This window comes from Serratia sp. P2ACOL2 (assembly GCF_003691565.1).
Lineage (GTDB): Bacteria > Pseudomonadota > Gammaproteobacteria > Enterobacterales > Enterobacteriaceae > Serratia > Serratia liquefaciens.
Map to the genome: position 1 here is coordinate 213592 of NZ_CP033162.1, position 26239 is coordinate 239830.

Genomic DNA, 26239 nt, shown 5'->3' on the forward strand with positions numbered 1-26239 from the left:
AAATCCATTTCTTCTGGACGATTCTGAGCGTTAGAATGAGTCAACATTCGACGTACTCTATGAGAAAACTATGCGCATTCACATTCTTGGGATCTGTGGCACCTTTATGGGCGGGCTGGCGGTGCTGGCTCGTTCGCTAGGGCATGAGGTGACCGGCTCTGACGCTAATGTCTATCCGCCGATGAGCACGCTGCTGGAGAAGGAAGGGATCGACCTGATCCAGGGCTACGATCCTGCTCAATTGGATCCGGCGCCGGATCTGGTGATCATCGGTAACGCCATGACGCGGGGTAATCCTTGCGTTGAAGCGGTACTGGAACAGGGGATCCCTTACGTTTCCGGCCCGCAGTGGCTGCACGATTATGTGCTGCGCGATCGCTGGGTGCTGGCCGTGGCCGGCACGCATGGCAAGACCACTACCGCCGGTATGGCCACCTGGATCCTGGAAGCCTGCGGCTATCAACCGGGCTTTGTTATCGGTGGCGTTCCGGGCAACTTTGACGTTTCCGCGCGTCTGGGCGGTAGCCCGTTCTTTGTGATCGAAGCCGATGAGTATGACTGCGCCTTCTTCGACAAGCGTTCCAAGTTTGTGCATTACAGCCCGCGTACGCTGATCATGAATAACCTGGAGTTCGATCACGCTGATATCTTCGACGATCTGAAAGCGATCCAGAAACAGTTCCATCATCTGGTGCGTCTGGTGCCGGGCAAGGGCAAGATCATTTTGCCTGATAACGACAACCACCTGAAACAGGTGATGGCGATGGGCTGTTGGAGTGAGCAAGAGCTGGTCGGGGAAGAGGGCGCATGGCGCGCTCAAAAATTAACGCCAGACGCCAGCCATTATGCGGTGTTCCTCGACGGCGAACAGGTGGGCGAAGTGAAGTGGTCGCTGGTGGGTGAACACAACATGCATAACGGTTTGATGGCCATTGCCGCCACGCGCCACGTTGGTGTGCTGCCAGCCGATGCCTGCCGCGCGCTCGGTGAGTTTATCAATGCTCGCCGCCGTCTGGAACTGCGCGGTGAAGCTCATGGCGTTACGGTGTATGACGATTTTGCCCATCACCCAACGGCGATCCTGGCGACCTTGGCCGCATTGCGCGGCAAGGTTGGCGGTACCGCGCGCATTTTGGCTGTGCTCGAGCCGCGCTCCAACACCATGAAAATGGGGATCAGCAAGAATGATTTGGCACCGTCTCTGGGCCGTGCCGATGAGGTCTTCCTGTTCCAACCGCACCATATCCCCTGGCAGGTGGCGGAAGTCGCGGAAGCCTGTGTACAGCCGGCCCACTGGAGCGCCGATCTCGACACGCTGGTGGACATGATCGTGAAAACGGCCCAGCCTGGCGACCACATTTTGGTGATGAGTAACGGCGGCTTCGGTGGGATCCATGACCGTCTGCTGGAAGCATTGGCCCACAAGTCAGAACCTAAAGTGACTTATTGATCGTCGATTCAGTGTGACTGAAGCAAAACTAAAAGGCCGCTTACGGCCTTTTCTTTTGCCCATAAAAAAGCCCTCGCGAGCGAGGGCAACGGGGTTCGTCGGATAGGACGACGAAGTTTCTTCAAGGAATCAGTGCTTACGATAGAACTCGGCAGTGGCAGTGACGAGGGTAATCAGTTCGGTAAGCAGGGTTCCCTGAATTGTTATTTGTAGATTTCGGCTGTCGCGTGCCAATTGCCGTTTTCGTAGGCTTCGATCACGCGGTAGGCTTTAGCGCCTTGTTTATCGGCTTTGTCAGACAGCGCCTGGCGAATATCGGAAGGCGCGCCGGTGACGCCGCTGACGGTGATGGTACCGGCAGACTGGAGCGTATTGGCCTGGTCGTTAGTGATTAACGTCGCGGCGGAAGCGCCGAACGAAACGACAGACAGCAGGCTAAGTGCAGCGAGAGTGGTTTTCATATTCATGATAGTGCGTCCTGTTGTGATAACCGCCTGGAAGGGCTTTTGCAGCGTTTTTGTACTTGAAGGCTGTTATCAATGGTGCTCGGTACCAGAGTTATATTGCCCGTTGCCGGGTAACGCCTTGTACTTATTTGTAAATTTCTGCTGTCGCGTGGAAGTTACCTTCGTTGCGTGCTTCGATTACACGGTAAGCGGTCGCCCCTTTGGCATCGGCTTTTTCAGACAGTGCCTGACGGATATCTGAAGGTGCACCGGCAACGCCGCTGACGGTAATGGTGCCTGCAGATTGCATTTTTGCGGCCTGGTTTGCATCAACAGATTGTGCTGCAAATGCGCCGAAAGAAAGCATGGAGAGAACGCTCATGGTTGCAATGGTAGATTTAATTTTCATGATTTGACCTTTTCGTATTCTTTTATCAGTTCCAGTGAACTGTGATTTACGTCACGGAAATGAGTATACATCTAGTAACGCCAAAAATTAATAGTTCGCTAACAGTTTCTAGTGAAACTTTATTATGACGATCCTTATCTTTTATAACCAGATGGAATAAAAAGCGGTTATAAAACGATCTTTTGATGTTAAATTTATGTAATTTCAATAAGGTAAGTGCTTTTGACCAAAAGTGCGGAAGATCACAGTAGCTATCACTAGCTAAGCGGAAATGTCATTGAAATGTGTTGCGAAGAGAAAGAAACCTGGCGTTAAAAGTGGTAGGGGGAGGGGGAAAAGTAAGGATGGGGTTAAAGAAACGCTAACAAAACGCGACGGCTCGCCGCATTTTGTTAGCGTTATGCATCACAGCTCCTGTTCGAACAGGGTCAGGATGGCTTCGTACAGCTGGCGCGCGGTAAAGCTGCTGGCTGGGGTAACGAAAATGGTGTCGTCACCGGCGATGGTGCCGAGAATACCTTCGGATTTGCCCAGAGAATCCAGCAGGCGAGCAATGAGCTGCGCGGCGCCGGGGCTGGTGTGGATCACGACAACTGCATCGTTATGATCGACATCCAGCACCAGATTCTTCAGCGGGCTGGTAGTGGTCGGCACGCCGAGTTCAGCGGGAAGGCAATACACCATTTCCATTTTGGCATTGCGCGTACGCACCGCGCCGAACTTGGTCAGCATGCGCGATACTTTGGATTGGTTGATGTTTTCGAAGCCTTCTTCTTGCAGCGCCAAAACAATCTCGCCTTGAGAACTGAATTTTTCTTCTTTCAATAACGCTTTAAACGCCTTGATCAGATCTTCCTGCTTTGCGGGATTACGCATTTTGCACCGTGGAATGTTGACAATAGAAGTGATGATTATGCATATAAATGAATTTTTATGCAATAAAAGGACACCCGGAAAAAATAACAATGCCCGGACAACGAGGAAAGGGCAGCATTTTAACAAAATCCGTACCCCATGAATATGCCCTTTCGGTGACCGAAAATGCCGCCCTCGGTGGTAAAGAAAATGTTATTAAAATGATGTTGTTCTGATGTTGTGTAAGGGTGTAATGTAACCGCCGGTTAACTTGCTCGTGAATAACCTCGCAGTATTTTTGATTAGTGTGCGCTATGCCCTTAATGCGTAAGCTATTTAATCTAAAATGAGCGCGACATCGGCTGTTTTATTGCGCCAGTTCTCAAACAGACTGTTAAGAGATTGTTTTTAAAGGTGTAATAATTTAAGGTCCGTAACCAACATATTCACGGCGCTTTATATATTTAAGATAATAAAGGAGTATAGGATGAAAGTTGCAGTTCTCGGTGCTGCTGGCGGTATCGGCCAGGCCCTCGCCCTTCTACTCAAAACCCAGCTTCCTTCAGGTTCTGAACTCTCTCTCTACGACATTGCCCCCGTTACCCCAGGCGTTGCCGTCGATTTAAGCCACATCCCAACCGCAGTGAAAATCAAAGGCTTCAGTGGCGAAGACGCTACTCCAGCTCTGCACGGTGCAGACGTGGTGCTGATTTCTGCAGGCGTTGCGCGTAAACCCGGCATGGATCGTTCAGATCTGTTCAACGTGAACGCAGGTATCGTGCGTAATCTGATCCAGCAAGTGGCAAGCACCTGCCCGAAAGCCTGCATCGGCATTATCACCAACCCGGTCAACACCACCGTGGCTATCGCGGCAGAAGTGCTGAAGAAAGCCGGTGTTTATGACAAGAACAAACTGTTCGGCGTGACCTCGCTGGATATCATCCGTTCCAACACCTTCGTGGCTGAGCTGAAAGGCAAACAGCCGGAAGAGCTGAACGTGCCGGTTATCGGCGGACACTCTGGCGTGACCATTTTGCCGCTGCTGTCGCAGATCCCTGGCGTGAGCTTTACCGATCAGGAAGTGGCCGATCTGACCAAGCGTATCCAAAATGCGGGTACCGAAGTGGTTGAAGCCAAAGCCGGCGGCGGGTCTGCAACCCTGTCTATGGGCCAGGCGGCGGCGCGTTTCGGCCTGTCTCTGGTTCGTGCGCTGCAAGGCGAAAAAGGCGTGGTGGAATGTGCTTATGTGGAAGGCGATGGGAAATACGCTCGCTTCTTCGCGCAACCGCTGGTGCTGGGTAAGAATGGCGTTGAAGAACGCAAAGACATCGGCACTCTGAGCGCGTTCGAACAGAAAGCGTTGGAAGACATGCTGGATGTTCTGCACAAAGATATCGAACTGGGCGAAAAGTTTATCAATAACTGATCATCCAGCAGTGCATGAGTATGCATAGGCCGCCGGACAACGTACCGGCGGTTTTTTTATGCCCGCAGCTAGGACCGAATACGGGCTTTTCGATCCAGTAAGTTATTGGTATGGGGATCGAAATAGCGGCTCGGCCAGATTTCCGCAGGGTGTATATCGAGCGTTTCGGCAATCAGCCATTCTCCTTTTGGCCAGGGACGCGACAGTGCGTTTGCCAGCGTTGATGAGCTAAGTCCTGCCTTGCGCGACACCGCCGCCAGTGTCGTTCCCTTCTTACGTAAAGCCGCAATGATATCCGCCGGATGCCAATCCTTATTCCTTGAGTTCATGTTTGCATTCCTTTTTTGATTAGCGAAAGTTCTGTTAGTGGTATAACTAACAGGTCAAGATTAATCGTTTGAACAACATGAAACGCTTATACGGAAACTAGGATACCACTAAATTTCTTAAAAAATATCCAATAAATTTCCTAAAAAAGATCTTCGCCTACTTTTGCCCAGAGAACATGGCCATGAAAAAAGAGTGGTTTGCCGCCAAGGAATTGACCGGCGTGGCAGGGTTACCTTCCTCACCACAGGGAATAAACTTGATGGCGCGTCGTGAAGGCTGGATCAGCCGCCGGCGCAAAGGCGTACAGGGAAAGGCGCTGGAGTATCACATTGACAGTTTGCCGACCGGTACGCGCAATTTACTGATCTTGAAAGAGGAACCGGCGCTGTATGAAGTTGAGCGCAAGGATCCGCTGACGGTGTGGATTGAGTATTATTACCACCTGACGGAGAGCGAACGCGAAAAGATGTTGGCTTTCCTGATGCGAGAGGGGATTGGCGGCCTGCTGGCGCGTGTCTTTCCGGGGAAATAAACAGACCCGCATCGCGGGTCTGTGGAAACTGCAGGGCGTTTATTATTTCTTAAAAATCGCGTTGAACTGCAAGATGGGCTAATCCTTCCAGCGCGGCACGGTGGGCAGACTCCGGCAGCACCTGCAGTGCGGCAATCGCCTTGTCGGCCTCTTCCTCAGCGCGTTGGCGGGTATATTCCAGCGAGCCGCATTGCTCCATGGCCTGTAAAACCGGCTCCAGCAAATGACGACCGTTGCCCTGTTCAATCGCGCCGCGGATCATGGCTTTCTGCTCGCCTTCACTATTATGCATGGCATGCAGCAAGGGCAGCGTCGGTTTGCCCTCGTTAAGATCGTCACCGGTATTTTTACCCAGGGTGCTGCCGTCGGCGCTGTAATCGAGCAGGTCGTCGATCAGCTGGAAGGCGGTGCCAAGATAGCGGCCGTAATCCTGCAGCGCTTTTTCTTCTGCCTCGCTGGCGCCTGAAAGGATCGCCGAAGATTGTGCCGCCGCTTCGAACAGGCGTGCGGTTTTGCTGTAGATCACCCGCATGTAGCTTTCTTCGGTAATGTTCGGATCGTTCACGTTCATTAACTGCAGCACTTCACCTTCGGCAATCACATTGACCGCCTCGGACATCAGCGCCAATACACGGAGCGATTCCAGGCTGGTCATCATCTGGAAAGCACGCGTATAGATGAAGTCGCCAACCAATACGCTGGCGGCATTGCCGAAGGCGGCATTGGCAGTGGCCTTGCCGCGACGCATATCGGATTCATCCACCACATCATCATGCAGCAGGGTTGCGGTATGAATGAATTCGATCAGGGCAGCGACGGTAATGTGTTTATCACCCTGATAATGCAATGCCCGCGCCGCCAGAACGGCGATCATCGGGCGGATGCGTTTACCGCCACCACTGATAATGTAATAGCCAAGCTGATTGATGAGCGTGACATCGGAATTCAGCTGTTCGAGAATTGTTGCGTTCACGGCCGCCATATCTTGCGCGGTTAACTCGGTAATTTGCTCTAGGTTCATTGTATTTTTTTCAGCTGTGTTTCTCTTCACCGCGTTGAGATCGCTGCTCACATCGGTACATGGCGGTAACTGTCCTACTGATTGTACTTGAAAAACGCCTCAGATAAACGCCATGAAAGAAACTGTGCTTTTTTTCTTCTTTTTTGTACTTCTGGTCTTATTCTGCTCTTGTCATATGCTGGATTATTGCGTAGAATTCGCGCCCTATTGTGAATATTTATAGCGCGCTCTGTACTGAACAGTTGGGCACGCGGAAAGCGGAGTTTTATATGTACGCGGTTTTCCAAAGTGGTGGTAAACAACACCGAGTAAGCGAAGGTCAAACCGTTCGCTTGGAAAAGCTGGACATCGCAACTGGTGAAGCTGTTGAGTTTGACCAGATTCTGATGATTGCTAATGGCGAAGATATCAAAATCGGCGTTCCTTTCGTCGATGGCGGTAAGATCAAAGCTGAAGTCGTTGCTCACGGTCGTGGCGAGAAAATTAAGATTGTTAAGTTTCGTCGTCGTAAGCACCATCGTAAGCAGCAGGGCCACCGTCAGTGGTTCACTGACGTTAAAATCACCGGCATCAGCGCTTAAGTTAGGGGAGCAGATTAATGGCACACAAAAAGGCTGGCGGCTCGACTCGTAACGGTCGCGATTCAGAAGCTAAACGTCTGGGCGTTAAACGCTTTGGCGGCGAAGCAGTACTGGCAGGCAGCATCATCGTTCGTCAGCGCGGCACTAAATTCCACGCTGGTACCAACGTGGGTTGCGGCAAAGACCACACTCTGTTTGCTTTGAAAGACGGTAAAGTCAAATTCGAAGTTAAAGGCCCGAGCAATCGTAAATTCATCAGCATCGAAGCTGAATAATTTTTCGAGCCTTACGAAATAGATGTAAGCCCCGCAACTCGTTGCGGGGCTTTTTACATTTATGGGCTGCTTGTGCATCGGCCCGTCAGCGCTGGCAAAAGGTAAGATGGAAACGAAACAGCAGGTCGGAATTGGCATTTTCCTGGCGGTAACTACGGCAGTTTGCTGGGGTGCATTGCCGATTGCGATGAAAGAAGTGCTGGTAGTGATGGAGCCGTTTACCGTCGTTTGGTATCGATTTACCATCGCGGCGCTGGGGCTGGGGATCATTTTGGCCGTGCGCGGCAGATTGCCGCCGGTGACCATGTTCCGTCAATCACGCTGGCTGCTGATTTTGGCCATCGCCACCGCGGGCCTGCTGGGGAATTTTATCTTCTTCAGCTCTTCGTTGCAGTACCTTAGCCCGACCGCATCGCAGGTCATCGGCCAGCTGTCGCCGGTCGGTATGATGTTTGCCAGCGTGCTGGTTTTAAAAGAGCGGATGCGCATCACCCAGGTGATTGGCGCACTGATGCTGATTTGCGGGCTGCTGTTGTTCTTCAATGTCAGCCTGATTGAGATTTTCACCCGCCTGACGGATTACACCCTGGGGGTGCTGTTGGGCGTGTGTGCGGCGATGGTCTGGGTGACTTATGGCGTGGCGCAGAAAGTGTTGCTACGTCGATTAGCCTCGCCGCAAATTCTGGTAATGTTGTACACTTTATGTGCGATCGCGCTATTCCCTCTGGCCAAGCCTGAGGTGATTTTCCAGCTCAGCGGCTGGCAATTAGCCTGTTTGCTGTTCTGTGGCGCCAACACGCTGATTGGCTATGGTGCGCTGGCGGAAGCCATGGCGCGCTGGCAGGCGGCGCAGGTGAGTGCGTTAATCACGCTGACCCCGCTGTTTACCCTGCTGTTTTCAGATTTGTTGGCGCTGGCCTGGCCACACGTATTCGCCGCCCCGACATTGAATGTCGTCGGTTATGTCGGCGCTTTCGTCGTGGTAGCGGGCGCCATGTTTTCCGCAATTGGTCACCGTTGGTGGCCGCGACGGGCAGAAACCCGCCTGGTTGCTCCTTTGAAGCAGCCCGGTGAATGATTTACGGAGACGGTAAATGAAGTTTGTAGATGAAGCAGCGATTTTGGTCGTTGCAGGTGACGGTGGTAATGGTTGCGTCAGCTTCCGCCGCGAAAAGTATATCCCGAACGGCGGCCCTGATGGCGGTGACGGCGGCGATGGCGGCGACGTCTATCTGTTGGCGGACGAAAACCTCAACACGCTGATCGACTACCGCTTTGAGAAATCTTTCCGTGCTGAACGTGGCCAGAACGGCCAAAGCCGTGACTGTACCGGCAAGCGTGGCAAAGATATCACCATCAAGGTACCGGTCGGTACCCGCGTGCAGGATCAGGGCACCGGTGAGATCCTCGGTGACATGACCCGCCATGAACAACGTCTGATGGTGGCGAAGGGCGGTTGGCACGGTTTGGGCAACACCCGTTTTAAATCATCAGTTAACCGTGCGCCGCGCCAGAAAACGCTGGGCACCGCCGGTGAAGCACGTGACATCTTGCTGGAGCTGTTGCTGCTGGCCGATGTTGGCATGCTTGGCCTGCCAAACGCCGGCAAATCCACCTTCATTCGTGCAGTGTCTGCCGCTAAGCCGAAAGTGGCCGACTATCCATTTACCACTCTGGTCCCAAGCCTGGGCGTGGTACGTATGGATCACGAACAGAGCTTCGTTATTGCCGACATTCCTGGCTTGATCGAAGGGGCTTCCGACGGTGCCGGCCTGGGTATTCGCTTCCTGAAGCACCTGGAGCGTTGCCGCGTTCTGCTGCACCTGGTGGATATCGCACCTATCGATGAATCCGATCCGGTAGAAAACGCCAAAGTCATTATCAACGAGTTGAATCAATACAGCGAAAATCTGGCGCAGAAGCCACGCTGGCTGGTTTTCAACAAGGTTGACCTGATAGGTGAGGAAGAAGCTGCCGAGCGCGCCAAGGCGATTGCAGAAGGCATGGGCTGGGAAGGCAAGTACTACATGATCTCCGCGGTGAATCGCGAAGGCGTGAATGCGCTGTGCTGGGACGTGATGAAGTTCATCAACACCCAACCGAAAGCCATGGCTATCGAAGAAAGCGCACCGGAGAAAGTCGAGTTCATGTGGGATGATTACCACCGTGAACAGATCGCTGAAGTGGAAGCTGAAGCGGAAGACGATTGGGATGATGACTGGGACGAAGATGACGACGAAGGCGTCGAAATCATTTACCAGAAATAATCTTGCAAAGAAAAGGGCTCAGTTAAAAACTGGGCCCTTTTTTATTGGCATTATTTTTTCAGGACATTCTCAGGTAACCAGCATTGTGCATTCAGCCCGTGGGTATCCTGGCGATTTTCCAGAGTCAGACGGCCCTGATGCAGTTGCACTATGCGGGTGACGATGTTCAGTCCCAGTCCGCTGCCGCCATAGCGCTGGTCCATACGGCGGAATGCCTGAGTGAGCTCGCCTTCCATTTGTTCTTTGATTCCCGGGCCTTCATCCGTCACCTGCAACTGATAGCCGGGTTTCTGCTGTGTCAGCTGCACCTGAATGCTGCTGCCTTCCGGGCTGTAGCGGTGAGCATTTTCTACCAGATTACGCAGCAACAGGCGAAGCAGGACCGGATCGCCATGCATCGGGGCCGCCGCCGGGAGCTGCCATTGCAGTTTTTGTCCGCGCTGGCGGGTCAACTCCTCAAGTTCCTCTTGTAGCGGCAGGATCACGTCACTCACCCAATCGAAACGCTGATAGTGTCCGCTGGCAAAGTCTTGTCCGGCGCGTGCGAGCATCAGCAATTGTTCGACGGTGTGCATCAGTTGGTCGATGCGGGTGATCAACGGCTTACTTTGCGGGACCCCCTGTTTTTCCATTAACTCCAGGTGCAGTCGTATCCCCGCCAGTGGCGTACGTAACTCATGTGCGGCATCTGCGGTGAACAGTCGTTCCTGTTGAATGGTGTTATCCAACCGTGAGAACAGTTGGTTGAGTGTGGTGGTGACCGCCATAATTTCGAGGCTGTCTCCGCTGAGCGGCAGAGGCGTCAGGTTATCGGCGGAACGCTTCTCCAACCGTTGCTGCAGCTGATTGAGCGGGCGAATAATCCAGCTGATAGCCCAGAATGAGGCCAGCAGGGTGACGATCATCATGATCAGCGAAGGGGCGAGCAGTGAGGCTATCGCCTCGGCGATTTCCGTATCGACACGCTCGGTACGCACCTTGGCCGACAGGGTTTCATCCACCAGGAAACTGATTTGCTCCTGGCTTTCATGCCAGAGCCAAAAGGCGCTGATTAACTGGGTGACCAACAGGATCAGCGCCAGCATCAACAACAGACGACGGCGCATGCTGATCATGATGAGGATTCCAGACGATAGCCAATGCCACGAACGGTACGGATGCGGTCCTTGCCCAATTTACGGCGCAGGTTATGGATATGCACTTCCAGCGTGTTGGAGCCTAAATCATCCTGCCAGGTATAAAGATCCTGCTGCAACAGCTCGCGATTAACCGTTTGACCGGCGCGCATCATCAGGCGGGAGAGGATGGCGAATTCTTTCGGCGTCACCTCCACCGGCTGCTGCTGAACATAAACCTGCTGGCTGGAGAGATTGAGCTGGAGATCGTCCAACTGAATAAGATTGTCGCTGTGGCCCTGATAGCGGCGGATCAGGGCGCGCACGCGCGCCTGTAGTTCAACTAACGCGAAGGGCTTGACCAGGTAATCGTCAGCACCGGCGTCCAGCCCCTCGACCCGGTCTTCCAGTGCGTCACGGGCGGTCAAAATTAGCACTGGCAGATCGACCTGCTGGCGGCGCCACTGCCGCAGCAGGCTGGCACCATCCATGTCGGGCAAGCCCAGATCGAGGATAATCATGCTGTATTGGCTGGTGATGAGCAGAGCATTGGCCTCCGCTGCCGTGGCGGCGCAGTCACAGGCATAGCCTTCCCCGGCTAATGCCAGTGCCAACCCTTGTTGCAGCAGCTCATCGTCTTCCACAATCAGCAGTTTCATCATAACCCTCAGTTATTCTGATAAATATCCCGGTACAGACGGCTTTCGAAACGAACCAGTGGCGCTCGACGCTGCTTTTGATCTTCCGGCGGTACGGCATAGCCTGACAGATACTGTACGAAGGCAAAGCGTTGGCCGCTGGCGGTTGTAATAAATCCGGCCAGGTTATATACGCCCTGTAGCGCACCGGTTTTGGCGGACACCTTGCCATCAACACCGGCTTCGTGCAGCCCGCCACGGTAGCGCAGCGTTCCGTCGTAACCGGACAGCGGCAGCATCGAAATAAAGTTCAGCTCGCTGTCATGCTGCGCAATGTATTGCAGCGCCTGCATCATGGTCGCCGGAGCCAGCAGGTTATGGCGTGAAAGGCCTGAGCCGTCTACCACGATGCTGTTGCCCAAATCCACGCCGGCCTTCTGACGCAGCACCTGACGCACGGCGTCAGCGCCGGCACGCCAGGTACCCGGAACGCCAAAACGTTCATGACCGATGGTGCGGAAGACGGTATCGGCAATCATGTTGTCCGATTTCTTCAGCATAATCTTCAGCAATTCGTGCAGCGGCGCTGATTGAGTCTGGGCGATCACCGTGCCTTTCAGGCCCGGCTGTGTCTGGCGCTTCAGGTGTCCGTCGATCTGGATACCGGCCTGGGTCAGCTCATCTTTCAGGATCGCCCCGGCATAGCTGGCACCATCCTGAATGGCGAAGGCCAGCGGCAACGGATCGCTGCGTTGGGTCAGGCAACCGGTCAGGGTAAAGCGGTTCAGTTCGCCCGGCACCACGTCCAGCTCGCAGTATTGGGCATCTGCAGACCCTTTCGCCAACGTGCGAACCTGGCTAAACATATTGACCGGATAATAGGAGGCCACGCGAATAAAGGCCATATCGCCCGGATTGGGAGCGCTGTACAGCGACACCGAGAAACAGTTGCGGTCGACTATCGCCGCCGCCGGCGGTGCGCTGAAACACTGCGTCAGGTCGTTCCACGGCCAGCCGGGGGCTTTGTCATGGCTGGCGAATACCGAGGTATCGACCAGCACATCGCCGGTAATCTGGCGCACGCCCTGTTTTTTCAGGATCGCCACCATGTTGCGCAGGCTCTGGCGCTTAAAGGTCGGATCGCCGCCAAAGCGGGCAATCAGGTTGCCGCGCAGCACGCCGTCGCTGATGTCGCCCTGGCTCTCCAGCGTGGTGGTGAAGCGATAGTCTGGGCCGAGCTGCAACAAGGCAGCTAAAGCGGTCAGTACTTTTTGGGTACTGGCCGGCAACGCCATTTGCTGAGAGTGATAATCGATGGTCGGCGCGCTAGCGCCGATCTTCTGAACTACCAGGGCAAGGTTGGCCCCATCAGGCAAATATTGTGTGTAATCTTCAACCGGGGCCGCATTCGCATTCAGAACAAATGCGCAAGCCAATGCACTGACAATTCGTGAAAAACGCATAATCTCGGGATAACAGCTGGATAACGTGCCGTCATACTACGGTGCATTCAGGGAAAAAGTAAACGATGACCCTCAAGGAACTCTAGGCTAAAATGCGTATCAAAATGCAAAATCGATCCTGACTTGGGCAAGGGTTCCGAGTCAGGCTTCTTTTGTTTATCGCCTGGAGGCGGGGGGCACGTACCCACCGTTTTTTCATACGAACACGTCAGGATGACGGCTATTTGAACAGGAAAGATTTAGAGGTATTTATACTATGAAACAGATTCCGATGACCTTGTTTGGCGCTGAAAAACTGCGCGAAGAACTCGAATATTTGAAAGGCGTGCGCCGTCCGAAAATCATTGCGGACATCGCTGACGCCCGTGAACACGGCGATTTGAAAGAAAACGCAGAGTACCATGCGGCGCGTGAGCAGCAGGGATTCTGTGAAGGACGTATCCAGGAAATTGAAGCCAAGCTGTCGAACGCGCAGGTGATCGATATCACCAAGATGCCAAACAATGGCCGCGTGATTTTTGGCGCTACCGTATCGGTGCTGAACCTGGATAGCGAAGAAGAAGTGACCTACCGTATCGTTGGCGACGACGAAGCTGATTTCAAGAAAAATCTGATTTCTGTCAATTCGCCTATGGCACGTGGCCTGATCGGCAAAGAACAAGATGATGTGGTTGTGATAAAAACCCCGGGTGGCGATGTCGATTATGAGATCTTGAAGGTTGAATATCTCTGATCACCTTCCAATCGTGCAGAAAATCGCCAGGGTTTTGTAAAGAAAGGAAAAAGGCCGCGTGCGGCCTTTTATCTGAATCAGGTGCATGGCACCTTTTCGTTAACCCAATGCTTATTAACGCGGTAGACTGATCTTGCGCTCTTTAGAAGGGCGGTAAAGAATAAGCGTACTACCGATGACTTGCACATTGCAGGCACCCGTTTCGCGCACGATAGCGTCGGCGATCAGGGTTTTGGTTTCGCGATCTTCAGCAGCGATTTTTACCTTGATCAGCTCATGATGCTCCAGAGCCTGTTCAATTTCAGCCAGCACCCCTTCGGTGAGACCGTTATTACCCAGCATGACAACCGGTTTTAACGGATGCGCCAGGCCTTTCAGGTGCTGTTTTTGTTTATTATTCAGATTCATTGTCTTTTTTGCTTAAGTTGGGATTGAAAACGGTACATTCTACCGCCATCTCATGTATATCACCAAATCGGTCTTCATCGGTGTGAGTCTACATGAGCTGCGAACCTGACATTAAGACTCTTTTTATGATAGTTGGAAAACGAGATGGCTAATAAAAAGCGTTCTGCTAGCTCCAGTCGCTGGTTACAAGAACACTTTAGCGATAAATATGTGCAACAGGCGCAGAAAAAAGGGCTACGTTCGCGCGCCTGGTTTAAACTTGATGAAATACAGCAGAGTGACAAACTGTTTAAACCTGGCATGACCGTAGTAGATTTAGGTGCGGCGCCGGGTGGTTGGTCGCAGTATGTCGTGACCCAGATTGGCGGTTCCGGCCGCATCATCGCCTGTGATATTTTGCCAATGGATCCTATCGTTGGCGTCGATTTCCTTCAGGGCGATTTTCGTGATGAACTGGTGCTCAAGGCTCTGTTGGAACGTGTAGGTGAAAGTAAGGTTCAGGTGGTCATGTCTGACATGGCCCCGAATATGAGTGGCACTCCGGCCGTCGATATTCCAAGATCGATGTATCTGGTGGAATTAGCACTGGGAATGTGTCGTGATGTCCTCGCACCAGGCGGAAGTTTCCTGGTGAAGGTGTTCCAGGGAGATGGCTTTGACGAGTACCTACGGGAAATTCGCTCCCTGTTTACGAAGGTTAAGATTCGTAAGCCAGACGCTTCCCGCGCACGTTCGCGCGAAGTGTACATTGTAGCGACAGGGCGCAAGCTGTAGTACCCTAACGCTGTTTGTTAACACAGTTGTAATATGAGGTTAATCCCTTGAGTGACATGGCGAAAAACCTAATTCTCTGGTTAGTCATCGCGGTAGTGTTGATGTCTGTATTCCAGAGCTTTGGGCCCAGCGAGTCGAATGGCCGTAGGGTGGATTACTCTACCTTCATGTCCGAACTGACCCAAGATCAGGTTCGCGAAGCGCGAATCAATGGACGTGAAATTAACGTTACCAAGAAAGACAGTAACAAATACACGACCTACATCCCTGTCAACGATCCTAAGTTGCTGGATACGTTGTTGACCAAGAATGTGAAAGTGGTTGGTGAACCGCCTGAAGAGCCGAGTTTGCTGGCTTCTATCTTTATTTCATGGTTCCCGATGCTGTTGCTGATCGGGGTCTGGATCTTCTTCATGCGTCAAATGCAGGGCGGCGGCGGCAAGGGCGCGATGTCCTTCGGCAAGAGCAAGGCCCGCATGCTGACGGAAGACCAGATCAAAACCACTTTTGCTGACGTTGCCGGCTGCGACGAAGCAAAAGACGAAGTAAGCGAACTGGTGGAATACCTGCGCGAGCCGAGCCGTTTCCAGAAGCTGGGCGGCAAGATCCCGAAAGGCGTGCTGATGGTTGGCCCGCCGGGGACAGGTAAAACCCTGCTGGCGAAAGCTATCGCCGGTGAGGCGAAAGTGCCGTTCTTCACCATTTCCGGTTCTGACTTCGTGGAAATGTTTGTGGGTGTCGGTGCTTCCCGTGTGCGTGACATGTTCGAGCAGGCGAAGAAAGCGGCACCGTGCATCATCTTTATCGATGAAATCGATGCCGTCGGTCGCCAGCGTGGTGCCGGCCTGGGCGGCGGTCATGACGAACGTGAGCAGACGCTAAACCAGATGCTGGTTGAGATGGACGGCTTTGAAGGCAACGAAGGTATCATCGTTATCGCTGCGACCAACCGTCCAGACGTGCTTGACCCGGCGTTGCTGCGTCCAGGCCGTTTCGACCGTCAGGTTGTGGTGGGCTTGCCGGACGTGCGTGGCCGTGAGCAGATCCTGAAAGTGCATTCACGCCGCGTGCCACTGGCACCCGATGTTGATGCTTCTGTACTGGCTCGTGGTACGCCTGGCTTCTCCGGTGCTGACCTGGCCAACCTGGTCAACGAAGCTGCGCTGTTTGCCGCACGTGGAAACAAACGTGTTGTGTCGATGGTGGAGTTCGAAAAAGCCAAAGACAAGATCATGATGGGTGCAGAACGTCGCTCCATGGTGATGACCGAAGCGCAGAAAGAGTCGACCGCGTATCACGAAGCTGGCCACGCCATTATTGGTCGCCTGGTTCCTGAGCACGATCCGGTGCATAAAGTCACGATTATCCCTCGTGGCCGTGCGTTGGGTGTGACCTTCTTCCTGCCGGAGGGGGATGCGATCAGCGCCAGCCGTCAGAAGCTGGAAAGCCAAATCTCTACTCTGTACGGCGGTCGTCTGGCTGAAGAGATCATTTACGGACCGGAAAAAGTCTCTACCGGTGCCTCGAACGACATTAAAGTGGCGACCTCGATTGCCCGCAACATGGTGACCCAATGGGGCTTCTCCGAGAAGCTGGGGCCATTGCTGTATGCGGAAGAAGAGGGCGAAGTGTTCCTGGGCCGTTCAGTGGCCAAGGCGAAGCACATGTCGGACGAAACCGCGCGCATTATCGACCAGGAAGTTAAATCCCTGATTGAACGTAACTATGTGCGAGCGCGTTCGCTGTTGATGGAAAACATGGACATCCTGCATTCAATGAAGGACGCCCTGATGAAGTACGAAACCATCGACGCGCCGCAGATTGACGATCTGATGAACCGTAAAGACGTGCGTCCGCCAGCGGGTTGGGACGATGTGGGCAAGGGCAGCAATTCCGACAACGGTGGCACACCAAAAGCCCCGACGCCGGTTGATGAACCGCGCACACCAAACCCAGGCAATACCATGTCTGAACAGCTAGACAAGTAACTTTGGCTGTGTAATAACATCGAACCCCGGCATGCCGGGGTTTTTTATTGCCCGGCGGGCAGTGAACCAGGCGACAGTAAGGTGGATTAGCAATGCAGTTAACCGTGCGAGACATGACTCTCGATCTTTCCCATCCGCGGGTGATGGGGATCCTCAACGTGACCCCGGATTCTTTTTCTGACGGCGGCCAGCACAACCAGCTTAATCAGGCTTTGCTGCACGCGCATGCGCTGATTTCGGCCGGTGCGACCATGATTGATGTGGGCGGCGAGTCGACCAGACCGGGAGCGGCTGAGGTCAGCGAAGACGAAGAGATCGCGCGCGTAGTCCCCGTCGTTGAAGCCATTGCCCGGCGTTTTGAAGTTTTTATCTCGGTAGATACTTCGAAAGCAGGGGTGATCCGCGAGTCGGCTCAGGCCGGTGCGCACCTGATCAACGACGTTCGTTCATTGCAGGAGCCGGGCGCATTGGCCGCTGCGGCGGAAAGCGGGTTGCCAGTGTGCCTGATGCACATGCAGGGTGAGCCACGAACCATGCAGCAGGCACCGCACTACGACGATCTGATTGGCGATGTGAACGCTTTTTTTCAGCATCATATAGAACGCTGTAATGCCGCCGGCATTACAAATCAGAAATTGCTGCTCGACCCCGGGTTCGGTTTCGGTAAGAATTTAGCGCACAATTATCAGCTTCTGGCCAGATTGTCTGAGTTTCATCACTTCGGCCTGCCGCTTTTGGTGGGAATGTCGCGTAAGTCGATGATTGGGCAACTGCTGAATGTCCCCCCTGATCAGCGGGTTATCGGCAGCGTAGCCTGTGCGGTTATCGCCGCCATGCAGGGAGCGCAGATTGTCAGAGTGCATGACGTTAAAGAAACCGTCGAGGCGATGCGTGTCGTCGAGGCAACCATTTCAGCTAAGGGATGATAGAGACATGAGCGAGCGCAAATATTTTGGTACCGACGGCATTCGTGGCAAGGTCGGTGAGAGTCCTATTACCCCTGATTTCGTTCTGAAACTGGGCTGGGCGGCGGGCAAGGTGCTGGCACGCCACGGTTCTCGTAAAATTATTATCGGCAAAGACACCCGTATCTCAGGTTACATGCTTGAGTCGGCATTGGAAGCCGGTCTTGCCGCAGCGGGGCTGTCTGCTTCCTTCACGGGGCCAATGCCGACGCCGGCGGTAGCCTATTTGACGCGTACCTTCCGTGCGGAAGCCGGTATTGTGATCTCCGCTTCTCATAACCCGTTTTACGACAACGGCATTAAATTCTTCTCCATTGATGGCGCGAAGCTGCCGGATCATGTGGAAGAAGCCATTGAAGCTGAAATGGAAAAACCGCTGACCTGCGTAGAATCTTCCGAACTGGGTAAAGCGAGCCGGATCATCGATGCCGCCGGCCGTTACATCGAATTCTGTAAAGGCACCTTCCCGAGCGAACTGAGCCTGAAAGGCCTGAAAATCGTGGTGGACTGCGCCAACGGCGCGACCTATCACATTGCGCCGAGCGTGCTGCGTGAACTGGGTGCCACGGTGATTGCCATCGGCGTTGAACCGGACGGCATGAACATCAATGAAAAATGCGGTGCAACAGACGTTCGCCAACTGCAAGAGCGCGTGCTGCAGGAGAAAGCGCACGTCGGTCTGGCATTTGACGGTGACGGTGACCGGGTGATGATGGTTGATCACCTTGGCCACAAGGTCGACGGCGACCAGATCCTTTACATCATTGCCCGTGAAGGGTTGCGTCAGGGCCAACTGCGCGGTGGCGCGGTAGGCACGCTGATGAGCAACATGGGGCTCGAACTGGCACTTAAGCAACTGGGCATTCCCTTCGCTCGCGCCAAAGTCGGCGATCGTTATGTACTGGAGAAGCTGCAGGAACTGGGATGGCGCATTGGTGCAGAGAACTCCGGCCATGTAATCCTGCTGGATAAAACTACCACCGGTGACGGCATCGTTGCCGGTCTGCAGGTGCTGACGGCGATGGTCCGCAACAACATGAGCCTGCACGACCTGTGCAGCGGCATGAAATTACTGCCGCAGATCCTGGTCAACGTGCGTTTTGTCGGCGAGCACAACCCGCTGGAATCGGAAGAGGTGCGTAAAATCACCGAGCAGGTCGAGGCTGAACTGGCCGGCCGCGGCCGCGTGCTGCTACGTAAATCCGGTACCGAGCCGCTGATCCGTGTGATGGTGGAAGGCGAGGATGAGCAGCAAGTGACGGCATTGGCACATCGCATTGCCGACGCGGTGAAATCTGCGGGCTAACGCTTTTTTGATCGGTCCGGGGGCAACCGCTGCCCTCGGAAATCACAGCCTGCGAATTTTATTGGCGTTTTTTTCCGCAAACGCGCCGGTGGCTGCAAATTGCCCTTGCGTGGTTTGGCGCCTTTGGTTAGTATTCACACCCGCTTCAGTGGGCAGTTTGATATAACGCCTGCGACTTCTTAATAGAATTAGAAGCCTTTGGGGTGTGAAGCATTTGGCACGCGGTGAAGCCGCAAGGATACGGGTACAACTATGTACGAAGCTCTTCTGGTAATTTTCCTGCTGATCTCAATCGGGCTGGTTGCTCTGATTATGCTGCAGCAAGGTAAAGGCGCTGATATGGGAGCCTCATTCGGAGCAGGTGCTTCTGGCACATTGTTCGGTTCGAGCGGTTCCGGTAACTTCATGACCCGCATGACGGCTGTGCTGGCGACGCTGTTCTTCGTCATCAGTCTGATCCTGGGCAACCTGAGCACCAACCAGAGCAAGAAAGGCAGCGAGTGGGAAAACCTGGGTCAGCCAGTGAAATCTGAGCAGACTACCGCGCCGGCAGCACCAACCAAGCCGAGCAGCGATATCCCGCAGTAAGCAGCACGCAGTAACAGAGTTTGAAAACGGTTGTTATTACCTCATTAAAATAACGGCCGTTAGCAGTAAGAATCAGTACCGAGGTGGTGGAATTGGTAGACACGCTACCTTGAGGTGGTAGTGCCCTAACGGGCTTGTGGGTTCGAGTCCCATCCTCGGTACCAAATCCCAGAGATAACTTGCAATTTTGCGATTATCGGCGTAATATTTGCCACGTTTTCGGACGCGGGGTGGAGCAGCCTGGTAGCTCGTCGGGCTCATAACCCGAAGGTCGTCGGTTCAAATCCGGCCCCCGCAACCACTTTCCTTTAAGTGTTTATTTTCAAATACACTTTTCGATTGAATTCCGCTTTTCTCGATCAACATTTGAAAATGACACTTGTTAGAAAGTTGCACCGAAGCCGCTTAGCGGCAAACAGGGTCCAGTTGCATAAAGCCCCGAATTTTCGGGGTTTTTTGTTATTTGGCAACAGAATCACTGGGCTATTAGGCCCTTTTTTTATGTCTTGGGGGTGGGCTTGTCCACATTAGAGCAAAAATTAACAGAGATGCTTTCGGCACCGGTAGAAGCGTTGGGCTTTGAACTTGTAGGCATCGAATTTATTCGTGCGCGCCAATCGACGCTCCGTATCTATATTGACAGTGAAAACGGCATCAATGTTGACGATTGCGCTGATGTCAGCCACCAGGTCAGCGCTGTATTGGACGTCGAAGAGCCAATCACAGTCGCTTACAACTTGGAAGTCTCCTCTCCTGGCCTTGATCGCCCGATGTTCACCGCCGAACACTATACTCGTTTCCTCGGTGATGAAGTCAGCTTGGTCCTGCGCATGGCCGTACAGAACCGTCGCAAATGGCAGGGCATTATCAAGTCTGTCGATGGCGAGATGATCACGGTTACTGTGGAAGGGAAAGATGAAGTGTTCGCGCTGAGCAATATCCAGAAAGCGAACCTGGTACCCCACTTTTAAAGTTTGGATGAGGCAACTAGGATGAATAAAGAGATTCTGGCTGTTGTTGAAGCTGTTTCCAATGAAAAATCCCTTCCGCGTGAGAAGATTTTCGAAGCGCTGGAAACCGCATTAGCCACCGCCACCAAGAAAAAATACGAGCAGGAAATCGAAGTTCGCGTCAGCATTGACCGCAAAACTGGCGATTTCGATACCTTCCGCCGTTGGGTCGCCGTAGATGAAGTGACTCAGCCAACGCGTGAAATCACGCTGGAAGCTGCGCAGTATGAAGAGCCAGGCATCGAGCTGGGCGGTTACATCGAAGATCAGATTGAATCTGTTACCTTCGACCGTATCACCACTCAAACCGCGAAACAGGTTATCGTACAGAAAGTACGTGAAGCCGAGCGCGCTATGGTCGTTGATGCTTTCCGTCAGCACGAAGGTGAAATCGTCACCGGCGTGGTGAAGAAAGTTAACCGTGACAGCATTGCGCTGGATCTGGGCAGCAACGCCGAAGCGGTAATTGGCCGTGAAGACATGCTGCCGCGCGAAAACTTCCGTCCAGGCGACCGCATCCGCGGCATCCTGTACGCCGTTCGTCCCGAAGCCCGTGGTGCCCAGCTGTTCGTCAGCCGCTCCAGCGCCGAGATGCTGAAAGAACTGTTCCGCATCGAAGTACCGGAAATTGGCGAAGAAGTGATTGAAATTAAAGCGGCAGCCCGCGATCCAGGCTCCCGTGCGAAAATTGCAGTGAAAACCAACGACAAACGCATCGACCCGGTCGGCGCTTGCGTAGGTATGCGCGGTGCGCGCGTTCAGGCCGTTTCGAGCGAGCTCGGCGGTGAACGTATCGACATCATCCTGTGGGATGATAACCCTGCGCAGTTCGTCATCAACGCCATGGCGCCGGCAGACGTTGCCTCGATCGTGGTTGATGAAGATAATTGCACTATGGATATCGCCGTTGAAGCCAGCAATCTGGCACAGGCGATCGGCCGTAATGGCCAAAACGTGCGTTTGGCATCCCAGCTGTTAAAACAACACCGTGACGACGACCGTTGGGAACTGAACGTGATGACGGCGGACGATCTGCAGGCCAAGCACCAGGCCGAAGCTCATGCCGCCATTGATACCTTCACCAAGTATCTTGATATCGACGAAGATTTCGCCACCGTACTGGTCGAAGAAGGCTTCTCTACGCTGGAAGAATTGGCTTACGTGCCAATCAAAGAGCTGCTGGAAATCGACGGTCTGGATGAAGATATGGTTGAAGCGTTGCGCGATCGCGCCAAAGCTGCATTGACCACGCTGGCCCTGGCCCAAGAAGAAAGCCTGGGCGACCAAAAACCTGCTGACGATTTGCTCAACCTTCCGGGTCTTGAGCGCAGCATGGCCTTTAAACTGGCCGCGCGTGGGGTTTGTACGCTGGAAGATCTTGCCGAGCAGGGTGTTGACGATCTGGCTGATATTGAAGGGCTTAGCGATGAGCAAGCCGGCGAGCTGATTATGGCCGCACGTAATATCTGTTGGTTTGGCGACAACGCGTAATAAACTGTAGCAGGAAGGAACAGCATGACGACAGATGTAACCGTAAAATCGCTGGCAGCAGAGATTCAGACTCCAGTTGATCGCCTGGTACAGCAGTTTGCTGATGCAGGGATTAACAAGTCTGAGACAGACTCTGTAACCCAACATGAGAAAGAAGCCTTACTGGCGCACCTGAACCGTGAACACGGTAGCGCGCCTGGTAAGCTCACGTTGCAGCGCAAAACGCGCAGCACCTTGAATATTCCGAGCACCGGCGGTAAAAGTAAATCGGTGCAAATTGAGGTCCGCAAGAAACGCACTTATGTAAATCGCGATACGCCAGAAGCCCAACAGGCTGAAGCGGCAGAGCAGGCACAGCGTGAAGCGGAAGAGCAGGCACAGCGCGAAGCGGAAGAGCTAGCGAAACGCGAAGCAGAAGCGAAGCGCGCAGCCGAAGAGCAAGCCAAACGTGAGGCCGCGGAGATTGCTAAGCGTAATTCAGCGGAAAAAGAAAAAGTGACGAATCAACATACCGACGAAATGACCAAGCCAGCTCAGGCAGAAAAAGCACGCCGTGAAGCCGAAGCCGCTGAACTGAAACGTAAAGCGGAAGAGGAAGTACGCCGTAAGGTCGAAGAAGACGCCAAACGCGTAGCGGAAGAAGCTCGCCGCATGGCAGAAGAGAACGGTGAGAAGTGGGCCGAAGCTGAAGCAGCAAGCGCTGCGGTTGAAACAGCCGATTACCACGTGACTACCTCTCAGCACGCCCGTGCCGCTGAAGACGAAAACGACGCTAAAGTTGAAGGCGAACGCCGCAGCCGCACCCGTGGCGGTAAAGCGACCAAGCAGAAGAAAGGCAACAAGCTTTCCGAGTCTAAAGCAGACCGTGAAGAAGCGCGCGCCGTTACCCGTGGCGGTAAAGGCAAGCGTAAGCCAAGCACTCTGCAGCAGGGCTTCAACAAGCCGGCTCAGGTGGTTAACCGCGACGTTATTATCGGCGAGACCATCACCGTAGCCGAACTGGCTAACAAAATGGCGGTTAAAGGCTCTCAGGTCATCAAAGCGATGATGAAGCTGGGCGCAATGGCCACCATCAACCAGGTCATCGATCAGGAAACCGCGCAGCTGGTTGCCGAAGAGATGGGCCACAAAGTTATCCTGCGTCGTGAGAACGAGCTGGAAGAAGCGCTGATGAGCGATCGTGATACCGGTGCAGCGGCTGAGCCACGTGCGCCAGTTGTGACCATCATGGGCCACGTCGACCACGGTAAAACTTCTTTGCTGGACTACATCCGCTCCACCAAGGTGGCAGCAGGCGAGGCCGGCGGTATTACCCAGCATATCGGTGCTTACCACGTAGAAACCGACAACGGCATGATCACTTTCCTGGATACCCCAGGCCACGCAGCCTTTACTTCAATGCGTGCCCGTGGTGCTCAGGCGACTGACATCGTTGTTCTGGTTGTTGCTGCCGACGACGGCGTGATGCCGCAAACCATCGAAGCTATCCAGCATGCGAAAGCAGCGCAGGTACCGTTGGTGGTTGCAGTGAACAAAATTGACAAGCCGGAAGCCGATCCGGATCGCGTTAAGCAAGAACTGTCCCAGTACGGCGTTATGCCGGAAGAGTGGGGCGGCGAAGCTCAGTTCGTTCACGTATCTGCGAAAGCCGGTACCGGTATCGACGAACTGCTGAACGCTATCCTGCTGCAGTCCGAAGTTCTCGAACTGAAAGCAGTACGCAGCGGCATGGCCAGCGGCGTAGTTATCGAATCCTTCCTGGATAAAGGTCGTGGTCCGGTTGCTACCGTGTTGGTACAGGAAGGTACGCTGAACAAAGGCGATATCGTTCTATGTGGCTTCGAATACGGCCGCGTGCGTGCGATGCGTGACGAACTGGGTCGCGAAGTGACCTCTGCGGGTCCTTCTATTCCGGTTGAGATCCTGGGTCTGTCCAGCGTTCCTGCCGCCGGTGATGAAGCGACCGTTGTGCGTGACGAGAAGAAAGCGCGTGAAGTTGCGCTGTACCGTCAAGGCAAGTTCCGCGAAGTTAAACTGGCGCGTCAGCAGAAATCTAAACTGGAAAACATGTTTGCGAACATGACCGACGGTGAAGTTTCTGAGCTGAACATCGTACTGAAATCCGACGTACAGGGTTCTTGTGAAGCCATCATGGATTCACTGTTGAAACTCTCTACCGACGAAGTGAAAGTGAAGATTGTTGGTTCTGGCGTAGGTGGTATCACTGAAACCGACGCAACGCTGGCAGCCGCTTCCAACGCCATCATCCTGGGCTTCAACGTCCGTGCCGACGCTTCTGCGCGCCGCGTGATTGAAGCAGAAAGCCTGGATCTGCGTTACTACTCCGTGATCTATAACCTGATCGACGAAGTGAAGCAGGCGATGAGCGGTATGTTGGCGCCTGAGTACAAGCAGCAGATCATCGGTCTGGCCGAAGTGCGTGACGTGTTCAAATCACCTAAATTCGGTGCTATTGCCGGTTGTATGGTTACCGAAGGTAACATCAAGCGTCACAACCCAATCCGCGTTCTGCGCGACAACGTGGTTATCTATGAAGGCGAGCTGGAATCCCTGCGCCGCTTCAAAGATGACGTTAACGAAGTCCGTAACGGCATGGAATGTGGTATCGGCGTTAAGAACTACAACGACGTGCGCGTCGGCGACATGATCGAAGTCTTCGAAATCATCGAGATCCAACGTACCATCGCTTAACGCTAGCACATCTGCTTAAGTCTTTTCTGGGGGGCCTTGTGCCCCCGATTTGTCTGGAGAATCCATAATGGCAAAAGAATTCAGCCGCGGTCAGCGCGTGGCACAAGAGATGCAAAAAGAGATTGCTATCATTCTGCAGCGTGAAGTCAAAGATCCGCGTATCGGCATGGCTACCGTTTCTGGTGTAGAAGTTTCTCGCGATTTGGCCTATGCCAAAGTTTATGTCACCTTCCTGAACGTGTTGACCGAAAACCCGGATCCGGAACTGGTGCCAAACGGTATCAAAGCGCTGCAAGACGCTTCGGGCTACATCCGCACATTGCTGGGCAAAGCCATGCGTCTGCGTGTAGTACCTGAGCTGACCTTCGCTTACGACAACTCTCTGGTTGAAGGCATGCGCATGTCCAACCTGGTGACTAACGTAGTGAAGAACGACGCCGAACGCCGTTCCGCATCAGGCGATGACGAGGAGGCTTAATGAGTCGCCCTCGTCGCCGCGGCCGTGATATCCACGGCGTCCTGTTGCTGGACAAACCGCAGGGTCTGTCGTCTAACGACGCCCTGCAAAAAGTAAAACGCCTCTATAACGCCAACCGCGCGGGACACACCGGCGCGCTCGACCCGCTGGCGACCGGCATGCTGCCGATTTGCCTCGGTGAGGCGACCAAGTTCTCACAGTTCCTGCTCGACTCCGACAAACGCTATCGCGTTATTGCTCGACTGGGTCAGCGCACCGATACTTCGGACGCCGACGGCCAGATTGTGCAGGAACGTCCGATGAACTTCACCCAGGCGCAGCTCGATGCGGCGCTGGACAGCTTCCGCGGCGATATCAAGCAGGTGCCTTCGATGTATTCGGCGCTGAAGTACCAGGGCAAGAAACTCTATGAGTATGCTCGTCAAGGTATCGAAGTTCCGCGCGAAGCACGCAGCATCACCGTTTACGATCTGCAGTTTATCCGCTGGGAAGGGGACGAACTGGAGCTGGAAATTCACTGTTCGAAAGGCACCTACATTCGCACCATTACCGACGACCTCGGTGAGTTGCTGGGGTGTGGCGCACATGTGATCTACCTGCGTCGTCTGCAGGTGGCGACCTATCCGATCGAAAGGATGGTCACGCTGGAACAGCTGAACGAATTGCTGGAGCAGGCACAGGCACAGGAAGTCGCGCCAGGCGAGCTGCTCGATCCTCTGCTGATGCCGATGGACAGCCCGGTGGAGAACTACCCGGAAGTGAATTTGCTGCCGGTAGTCGCGGGATACGTTAAGCAGGGGCAGCCCGTACAGGTTGCCGGTGCGCCGGCCTCGGGCATGGTACGTATCACCGAAGGTGAAGAGCGTAAATTTATCGGCGTGGGCGATATTGCCGATGACGGTCGTGTGGCGCCGCGCCGCCTGGTCGTCGAATATTTCGACTGAGGGCAGAAAACGCACTGCCTTGCGATCGCACTGC

General features: G+C 53.9%; 28 protein-coding genes and 2 tRNA genes. 21 read left to right on the forward strand and 9 right to left on the reverse strand.

Going from position 1 to position 26239, the window contains the following annotated elements:
- The first annotated feature begins 70 nt into the window (after nt 1-70).
- Nucleotides 71-1450 carry a UDP-N-acetylmuramate:L-alanyl-gamma-D-glutamyl-meso-diaminopimelate ligase gene (gene mpl / locus EBA31_RS01050; protein WP_020824934.1) on the forward strand — a complete coding sequence of 460 codons (1380 nt, stop codon included), beginning with the start codon at nt 71-73 and terminating at the stop codon, nt 1448-1450.
- 203 nt (nt 1451-1653) lie between these two features.
- Here the strand turns inward: mpl and yhcN (EBA31_RS01055) are convergent, their stop codons facing one another.
- The 3 genes from yhcN (EBA31_RS01055) to argR form a co-directional block, all read right to left on the reverse strand.
- A complete protein-coding gene (yhcN, locus tag EBA31_RS01055; RefSeq protein WP_020824935.1) occupies nt 1654-1917 on the reverse strand; it encodes a peroxide/acid stress response protein YhcN in 264 nt (87 codons plus the stop codon).
- Between the two features lie 124 nt (nt 1918-2041).
- Nucleotides 2042-2305, reverse strand: a complete 264-nt coding sequence (gene yhcN / locus EBA31_RS01060; RefSeq protein ID WP_048762811.1) for a peroxide/acid stress response protein YhcN — start codon at nt 2303-2305, stop codon at nt 2042-2044.
- Between the two features lie 405 nt (nt 2306-2710).
- Nucleotides 2711-3181, reverse strand: coding sequence for a transcriptional regulator ArgR (argR, locus tag EBA31_RS01065; RefSeq protein WP_020824937.1), 471 nt, complete (start codon nt 3179-3181; stop codon nt 2711-2713).
- A 47-nt stretch (nt 3182-3228) separates the two neighbouring features.
- On the opposite strand from argR, the gene EBA31_RS26725 reads away from it, so the two are divergent.
- Nucleotides 3229-3396, forward strand: a complete 168-nt coding sequence (locus EBA31_RS26725; protein WP_162302861.1) for a hypothetical protein — start codon at nt 3229-3231, stop codon at nt 3394-3396.
- Between the two features lie 251 nt (nt 3397-3647).
- Nucleotides 3648-4586, forward strand: a complete 939-nt coding sequence (gene mdh, locus EBA31_RS01070; RefSeq protein ID WP_122076755.1) for a malate dehydrogenase — start codon at nt 3648-3650, stop codon at nt 4584-4586.
- A 68-nt stretch (nt 4587-4654) separates the two neighbouring features.
- Here mdh and EBA31_RS01075 read toward each other — a convergent pair whose 3' ends face one another.
- Nucleotides 4655-4915, reverse strand: a complete 261-nt coding sequence (locus EBA31_RS01075; RefSeq protein ID WP_020824939.1) for a helix-turn-helix transcriptional regulator — start codon at nt 4913-4915, stop codon at nt 4655-4657.
- A gap of 182 nt (nt 4916-5097) precedes the next feature.
- Between EBA31_RS01075 and EBA31_RS01080 the strand changes: the two genes are divergently transcribed.
- Nucleotides 5098-5448 carry a DNA-binding protein gene (locus EBA31_RS01080; RefSeq protein ID WP_048762812.1) on the forward strand — a complete coding sequence of 117 codons (351 nt, stop codon included), beginning with the start codon at nt 5098-5100 and terminating at the stop codon, nt 5446-5448.
- A gap of 49 nt (nt 5449-5497) precedes the next feature.
- On the opposite strand, the gene ispB is transcribed toward EBA31_RS01080, so the two are convergent.
- The gene (gene ispB, locus EBA31_RS01085; protein ID WP_020824941.1) at nt 5498-6469 is read right to left on the reverse strand and encodes an octaprenyl diphosphate synthase; all 972 of its coding nucleotides are present in this window, start codon (nt 6467-6469) and stop codon (nt 5498-5500) included.
- A 269-nt stretch (nt 6470-6738) separates the two neighbouring features.
- On the opposite strand from ispB, the gene rplU reads away from it, so the two are divergent.
- The 4 genes from rplU (at nt 6739) to cgtA (ending at nt 9592) form a co-directional block, all read left to right on the forward strand.
- On the forward strand, nt 6739-7050 hold the full coding sequence (rplU, locus tag EBA31_RS01090; RefSeq protein ID WP_004933561.1) for a 50S ribosomal protein L21: 312 nt from the start codon (nt 6739-6741) through the stop codon (nt 7048-7050).
- Between the two features lie 17 nt (nt 7051-7067).
- Entirely contained in the window at nt 7068-7325 is a 258-nt protein-coding gene (gene rpmA, locus EBA31_RS01095; protein WP_004933559.1) for a 50S ribosomal protein L27, read from the forward strand.
- 106 nt (nt 7326-7431) lie between these two features.
- A complete protein-coding gene (locus EBA31_RS01100) occupies nt 7432-8403 on the forward strand; it encodes a DMT family transporter (RefSeq protein ID WP_122080570.1) in 972 nt (323 codons plus the stop codon).
- Between the two features lie 16 nt (nt 8404-8419).
- Nucleotides 8420-9592 (forward strand): Obg family GTPase CgtA, encoded by a 1173-nt coding sequence (gene cgtA / locus EBA31_RS01105; RefSeq protein ID WP_020824943.1) that lies wholly within the window; start codon nt 8420-8422, stop codon nt 9590-9592.
- 50 nt (nt 9593-9642) lie between these two features.
- Here the strand turns inward: cgtA and pmrB are convergent, their stop codons facing one another.
- From pmrB to dacB, 3 genes are read right to left on the reverse strand one after another with little or no spacing between them, the layout of a single operon-like run.
- Entirely contained in the window at nt 9643-10707 is a 1065-nt protein-coding gene (pmrB, locus tag EBA31_RS01110) for a two-component system sensor histidine kinase PmrB (RefSeq protein WP_122076758.1), read from the reverse strand.
- Nucleotides 10704-11366 (reverse strand): two-component system response regulator PmrA, encoded by a 663-nt coding sequence (gene pmrA, locus EBA31_RS01115; RefSeq protein ID WP_122076761.1) that lies wholly within the window; start codon nt 11364-11366, stop codon nt 10704-10706. Before pmrA ends, pmrB begins: the two co-directional genes overlap by 4 nt.
- A gap of 8 nt (nt 11367-11374) precedes the next feature.
- Nucleotides 11375-12808 carry a serine-type D-Ala-D-Ala carboxypeptidase gene (gene dacB, locus EBA31_RS01120; RefSeq protein WP_020824946.1) on the reverse strand — a complete coding sequence of 478 codons (1434 nt, stop codon included), beginning with the start codon at nt 12806-12808 and terminating at the stop codon, nt 11375-11377.
- A gap of 256 nt (nt 12809-13064) precedes the next feature.
- Between dacB and greA the strand changes: the two genes are divergently transcribed.
- Nucleotides 13065-13541, forward strand: a complete 477-nt coding sequence (greA, locus tag EBA31_RS01125) for a transcription elongation factor GreA (protein WP_020824947.1) — start codon at nt 13065-13067, stop codon at nt 13539-13541.
- 114 nt (nt 13542-13655) lie between these two features.
- On the opposite strand, the gene yhbY is transcribed toward greA, so the two are convergent.
- A complete protein-coding gene (gene yhbY / locus EBA31_RS01130) occupies nt 13656-13949 on the reverse strand; it encodes a ribosome assembly RNA-binding protein YhbY (protein ID WP_004933536.1) in 294 nt (97 codons plus the stop codon).
- A 144-nt stretch (nt 13950-14093) separates the two neighbouring features.
- On the opposite strand from yhbY, the gene rlmE reads away from it, so the two are divergent.
- The 12 genes from rlmE to truB all read left to right on the forward strand — a co-directional run bounded on the left by rlmE (nt 14094) and on the right by truB (nt 26205).
- Nucleotides 14094-14723 (forward strand): 23S rRNA (uridine(2552)-2'-O)-methyltransferase RlmE, encoded by a 630-nt coding sequence (rlmE, locus tag EBA31_RS01135; RefSeq protein ID WP_012004940.1) that lies wholly within the window; start codon nt 14094-14096, stop codon nt 14721-14723.
- A 56-nt stretch (nt 14724-14779) separates the two neighbouring features.
- Nucleotides 14780-16711: an ATP-dependent zinc metalloprotease FtsH gene (ftsH, locus tag EBA31_RS01140; protein WP_041414147.1), complete on the forward strand. Its 1932-nt coding sequence runs from the start codon at nt 14780-14782 to the stop codon at nt 16709-16711.
- Between the two features lie 92 nt (nt 16712-16803).
- On the forward strand, nt 16804-17637 hold the full coding sequence (gene folP / locus EBA31_RS01145; RefSeq protein ID WP_020824949.1) for a dihydropteroate synthase: 834 nt from the start codon (nt 16804-16806) through the stop codon (nt 17635-17637).
- A gap of 7 nt (nt 17638-17644) precedes the next feature.
- Nucleotides 17645-18982, forward strand: a complete 1338-nt coding sequence (gene glmM / locus EBA31_RS01150; RefSeq protein WP_020824950.1) for a phosphoglucosamine mutase — start codon at nt 17645-17647, stop codon at nt 18980-18982.
- A 252-nt stretch (nt 18983-19234) separates the two neighbouring features.
- Nucleotides 19235-19570 (forward strand): preprotein translocase subunit SecG, encoded by a 336-nt coding sequence (secG, locus tag EBA31_RS01155; protein ID WP_020824951.1) that lies wholly within the window; start codon nt 19235-19237, stop codon nt 19568-19570.
- A 77-nt stretch (nt 19571-19647) separates the two neighbouring features.
- Nucleotides 19648-19734 (forward strand) — tRNA-Leu (locus EBA31_RS01160).
- A 60-nt stretch (nt 19735-19794) separates the two neighbouring features.
- Nucleotides 19795-19871: transfer RNA gene (locus EBA31_RS01165), tRNA-Met, on the forward strand.
- 217 nt (nt 19872-20088) lie between these two features.
- Nucleotides 20089-20541, forward strand: a complete 453-nt coding sequence (gene rimP / locus EBA31_RS01170; RefSeq protein WP_071827073.1) for a ribosome maturation factor RimP — start codon at nt 20089-20091, stop codon at nt 20539-20541.
- Between the two features lie 21 nt (nt 20542-20562).
- Complete coding sequence (gene nusA, locus EBA31_RS01175) at nt 20563-22071, forward strand: transcription termination factor NusA (protein WP_004952855.1); 1509 nt, start codon at nt 20563-20565, stop codon at nt 22069-22071.
- A 24-nt stretch (nt 22072-22095) separates the two neighbouring features.
- Entirely contained in the window at nt 22096-24783 is a 2688-nt protein-coding gene (gene infB / locus EBA31_RS01180) for a translation initiation factor IF-2 (protein WP_020824953.1), read from the forward strand.
- Between the two features lie 67 nt (nt 24784-24850).
- Complete coding sequence (rbfA, locus tag EBA31_RS01185; RefSeq protein ID WP_020824954.1) at nt 24851-25261, forward strand: 30S ribosome-binding factor RbfA; 411 nt, start codon at nt 24851-24853, stop codon at nt 25259-25261.
- Entirely contained in the window at nt 25261-26205 is a 945-nt protein-coding gene (gene truB, locus EBA31_RS01190) for a tRNA pseudouridine(55) synthase TruB (protein ID WP_048762816.1), read from the forward strand. Before rbfA ends, truB begins: the two co-directional genes overlap by 1 nt.
- Nucleotides 26206-26239: the final 34 nt, after the last annotated feature.

Bases quoted from the DNA above. Each gene is read 5' to 3' on its own strand.
- mpl (WP_020824934.1), top strand. From the start codon at position 71: ATGCGCATTCACATTCTTGGGATCTGTGGCACCTTTATGGGCGGGCTG.
- yhcN (WP_020824935.1), bottom strand. From the start codon at position 1,917: ATGAATATGAAAACCACTCTCGCTGCACTTAGCCTGCTGTCTGTCGTT.
- yhcN (WP_048762811.1), bottom strand. From the start codon at position 2,305: ATGAAAATTAAATCTACCATTGCAACCATGAGCGTTCTCTCCATGCTT.
- argR (WP_020824937.1), bottom strand. From the start codon at position 3,181: ATGCGTAATCCCGCAAAGCAGGAAGATCTGATCAAGGCGTTTAAAGCG.
- EBA31_RS26725 (WP_162302861.1), top strand. From the start codon at position 3,229: ATGAATTTTTATGCAATAAAAGGACACCCGGAAAAAATAACAATGCCC.
- mdh (WP_122076755.1), top strand. From the start codon at position 3,648: ATGAAAGTTGCAGTTCTCGGTGCTGCTGGCGGTATCGGCCAGGCCCTC.
- EBA31_RS01075 (WP_020824939.1), bottom strand. From the start codon at position 4,915: ATGAACTCAAGGAATAAGGATTGGCATCCGGCGGATATCATTGCGGCT.
- EBA31_RS01080 (WP_048762812.1), top strand. From the start codon at position 5,098: ATGAAAAAAGAGTGGTTTGCCGCCAAGGAATTGACCGGCGTGGCAGGG.
- ispB (WP_020824941.1), bottom strand. From the start codon at position 6,469: ATGAACCTAGAGCAAATTACCGAGTTAACCGCGCAAGATATGGCGGCC.
- rplU (WP_004933561.1), top strand. From the start codon at position 6,739: ATGTACGCGGTTTTCCAAAGTGGTGGTAAACAACACCGAGTAAGCGAA.
- rpmA (WP_004933559.1), top strand. From the start codon at position 7,068: ATGGCACACAAAAAGGCTGGCGGCTCGACTCGTAACGGTCGCGATTCA.
- EBA31_RS01100 (WP_122080570.1), top strand. From the start codon at position 7,432: ATGGAAACGAAACAGCAGGTCGGAATTGGCATTTTCCTGGCGGTAACT.
- cgtA (WP_020824943.1), top strand. From the start codon at position 8,420: ATGAAGTTTGTAGATGAAGCAGCGATTTTGGTCGTTGCAGGTGACGGT.
- pmrB (WP_122076758.1), bottom strand. From the start codon at position 10,707: ATGATCAGCATGCGCCGTCGTCTGTTGTTGATGCTGGCGCTGATCCTG.
- pmrA (WP_122076761.1), bottom strand. From the start codon at position 11,366: ATGAAACTGCTGATTGTGGAAGACGATGAGCTGCTGCAACAAGGGTTG.
- dacB (WP_020824946.1), bottom strand. From the start codon at position 12,808: ATGCGTTTTTCACGAATTGTCAGTGCATTGGCTTGCGCATTTGTTCTG.
- greA (WP_020824947.1), top strand. From the start codon at position 13,065: ATGAAACAGATTCCGATGACCTTGTTTGGCGCTGAAAAACTGCGCGAA.
- yhbY (WP_004933536.1), bottom strand. From the start codon at position 13,949: ATGAATCTGAATAATAAACAAAAACAGCACCTGAAAGGCCTGGCGCAT.
- rlmE (WP_012004940.1), top strand. From the start codon at position 14,094: ATGGCTAATAAAAAGCGTTCTGCTAGCTCCAGTCGCTGGTTACAAGAA.
- ftsH (WP_041414147.1), top strand. From the start codon at position 14,780: ATGGCGAAAAACCTAATTCTCTGGTTAGTCATCGCGGTAGTGTTGATG.
- folP (WP_020824949.1), top strand. From the start codon at position 16,804: ATGCAGTTAACCGTGCGAGACATGACTCTCGATCTTTCCCATCCGCGG.
- glmM (WP_020824950.1), top strand. From the start codon at position 17,645: ATGAGCGAGCGCAAATATTTTGGTACCGACGGCATTCGTGGCAAGGTC.
- secG (WP_020824951.1), top strand. From the start codon at position 19,235: ATGTACGAAGCTCTTCTGGTAATTTTCCTGCTGATCTCAATCGGGCTG.
- nusA (WP_004952855.1), top strand. From the start codon at position 20,563: ATGAATAAAGAGATTCTGGCTGTTGTTGAAGCTGTTTCCAATGAAAAA.
- infB (WP_020824953.1), top strand. From the start codon at position 22,096: ATGACGACAGATGTAACCGTAAAATCGCTGGCAGCAGAGATTCAGACT.
- rbfA (WP_020824954.1), top strand. From the start codon at position 24,851: ATGGCAAAAGAATTCAGCCGCGGTCAGCGCGTGGCACAAGAGATGCAA.
- truB (WP_048762816.1), top strand. From the start codon at position 25,261: ATGAGTCGCCCTCGTCGCCGCGGCCGTGATATCCACGGCGTCCTGTTG.